This window comes from Algibacter sp. (assembly GCF_049667265.1).
Classification (GTDB): Bacteria; Bacteroidota; Bacteroidia; order Flavobacteriales; family Flavobacteriaceae; genus Algibacter_B.
Map to the genome: position 1 here is coordinate 1 of NZ_JBATHX010000139.1, position 2,117 is coordinate 2,117.

At 31.6% G+C, this 2,117-nt stretch carries 4 protein-coding genes; all 4 read left to right on the forward strand.

The features are described from left to right. Positions 1–345, forward strand: a 345-nt coding sequence (locus WBN21_RS05055) for a hypothetical protein (RefSeq protein WP_424198196.1), incomplete at its 5' end; no start/stop codon positions are given. A gap of 19 nt (positions 346–364) precedes the next feature. After that, the gene (locus tag WBN21_RS05060; RefSeq protein WP_424198197.1) at positions 365–817 is read left to right on the forward strand and encodes a phage tail protein; all 453 of its coding nucleotides are present in this window, start codon (positions 365–367) and stop codon (positions 815–817) included. A 4-nt stretch (positions 818–821) separates the two neighbouring features. After that, complete coding sequence (locus tag WBN21_RS05065; protein WP_424198198.1) at positions 822–1,277, forward strand: phage tail protein; 456 nt, start codon at positions 822–824, stop codon at positions 1,275–1,277. Between the two features lie 98 nt (positions 1,278–1,375). Further along, entirely contained in the window at positions 1,376–1,924 is a 549-nt protein-coding gene (locus WBN21_RS05070; RefSeq protein ID WP_424198199.1) for a contractile injection system tape measure protein, read from the forward strand. Positions 1,925–2,117: the final 193 nt, after the last annotated feature.

The following is a 2,117-nucleotide window of genomic DNA, read 5'->3' on the forward strand; positions in this document are numbered from 1 at the left end:
TTCAAAAATAGGTCTTCCATTTGGAAATATTTTTTAGCAGATCCACATTATCAAAACCTTCAAAACTTAAGCATTGTTAATAAAGAAAATGGTTCCTTTTTTAATTCAAATAAAACACAAATTTTACATAATAATACTGAAGCAAGGGTATTCATTTTAAAAGAGAAACTACCATTAAAAGCATATACTGATGAGTATTTTCAATTAGTAGAAAACTATAATCCTGAGGTAAGCCATGGAAATGTAATTATTAAAAATTTGCCAAACGCCTCTCCAGAACAACTGTTTCAAGAGAAAACACAAGATGGAAAAATCATTTATTATTCACATATTTATATATACTAAAATTTAAAGACCAAAGATTATGGCAGGAGAAGCACAAGACAATAACTGGCCCTTACCAAAGTTTTACTTTGTGGTAGATTGGGGAAGTACTACTAATATTCCTTTTCAGGAAGTAAGCGGATTGGATGTAGAATCTCAACCTATAGAATATAGGCATGGTAACAGCCCTGTATTTTCAACTATCAAAATGCCTGGATTGGTAAAGAACAGCAACGTAACTTTAAAAAAAGGTGTGTTTGCAAAGGATAATGCGTTTTGGGATTGGTACACTAAAATTAAAATGAATACGATAGAACGCCAAAACGTAGTCATTAAATTGTTAGACGAAGGCGGAAATCCAACGATGACATGGACCTTAAGCAATGCATGGCCTACCAAGATTAGTTCTACCGATTTAAAATCTGATGGTAGTGAAGTAGCCATTGAAACTATTGAAATTGCTCATGAAGGTTTGACTATTGCTAATGCATAAATATATGGACAACAACAATTTTTTTAAGCAAGAGTTTACACCACCAACAGCGTTTTATTTTTCAGTAAATTTTGAAGGATTCAATGAAATGGATTGCGCTTTTCAAGAAGTGTCTGGGTTAAATGTAACCTTAAGTACAGAAGAAATAAGGGAAGGTGGTAATAACAGTTTTGTGCACCAACTTCCAACGGCTCCTAAATATGAAAACTTGGTTTTAAAGCGTTGCCTGAGCTATAATTCCAAATTGGAAACCTGGTGTCGTGATGCATTAGAAGGATTAAAATTTGACCCAAAAGATATAAAACTGAGTTTATTGGATGCCAATGGAGGCATACTCGCATCATGGACCATTGTTAAGGCCTTTCCAATATCATGGGAGTTGGCACAACTTAACAGCACCAGTAATCAATTAGCCATAGAATCTTTAACTTTAAAATATCGTCATTTTAGGAAAGTTTAGATTACGTGGTCATAACAAAAACCATTTATCGTTATATTTTTTTCAACACAATATTTGTTATTTATTCAAAATGAACCTAACCAAAATAAAAAACACCTATGGCATCACATGAAAGTACTGATGAAGACGCTTTTAATTTAATTGGATCAGAAATTGTAATTCGCAATGCGGGCATGGTGATTTTATGGCCTTTTTTCACTCGTTTATTTGAAGAATTATCCTTTTTAGAAAACAACGAATTCGCTGATAATGAAAGCAGGAACAGATCTGTTTATTTATTACAACAATTAGTTTACAATAGAATTGATTTTTTGGAATATGAATTATTGCTAAACAAACTATTTGTAGGGTTGCCATTAACCAATCATTTATCTCCAATTTCAGAAATATCAATAGAAGAAATCGACCTCTGTTCAAGTCTTTTACACGGGCTGATGTTCAATTGGGACAAAGTCAAGATTTCTAGTCCAGAGGCTGTTCAAGAAACTTACTTGCAACGGGATGGGTTTCTAAAAATTAAAGAAGATGCTATTACTTTGAGAATTGAAAAAAAGGGAGTAGATGTTTTATTGAATTCTTTATCATGGAACATTTCATTAATCAAATTAGGATGGATGGAAAAACCATTATATGTGGAATGGATTTAAAGCAACAAAAAAAGATTGAATAATATAGAGGAGATGCAATTGCTTTTATTTTTTGTGTTAAATAAAAACAGAAAACCTATTATTTATGAAATAAATTATTACCCAATCATTAAAGGTTACAACGTTATTTTACATGCTTTCTAAATAAGAACAACCTGTGTATGTTTTTGTTTGAAAATAAATTATTGCTTGC

Coding starts and splice junctions, on each gene's coding strand:
- WBN21_RS05060 (WP_424198197.1), top strand. CDS start 365: ATGGCAGGAGAAGCACAAGACAATAACTGGCCCTTACCAAAGTTTTAC.
- WBN21_RS05065 (WP_424198198.1), top strand. CDS start 822: ATGGACAACAACAATTTTTTTAAGCAAGAGTTTACACCACCAACAGCG.
- WBN21_RS05070 (WP_424198199.1), top strand. CDS start 1,376: ATGGCATCACATGAAAGTACTGATGAAGACGCTTTTAATTTAATTGGA.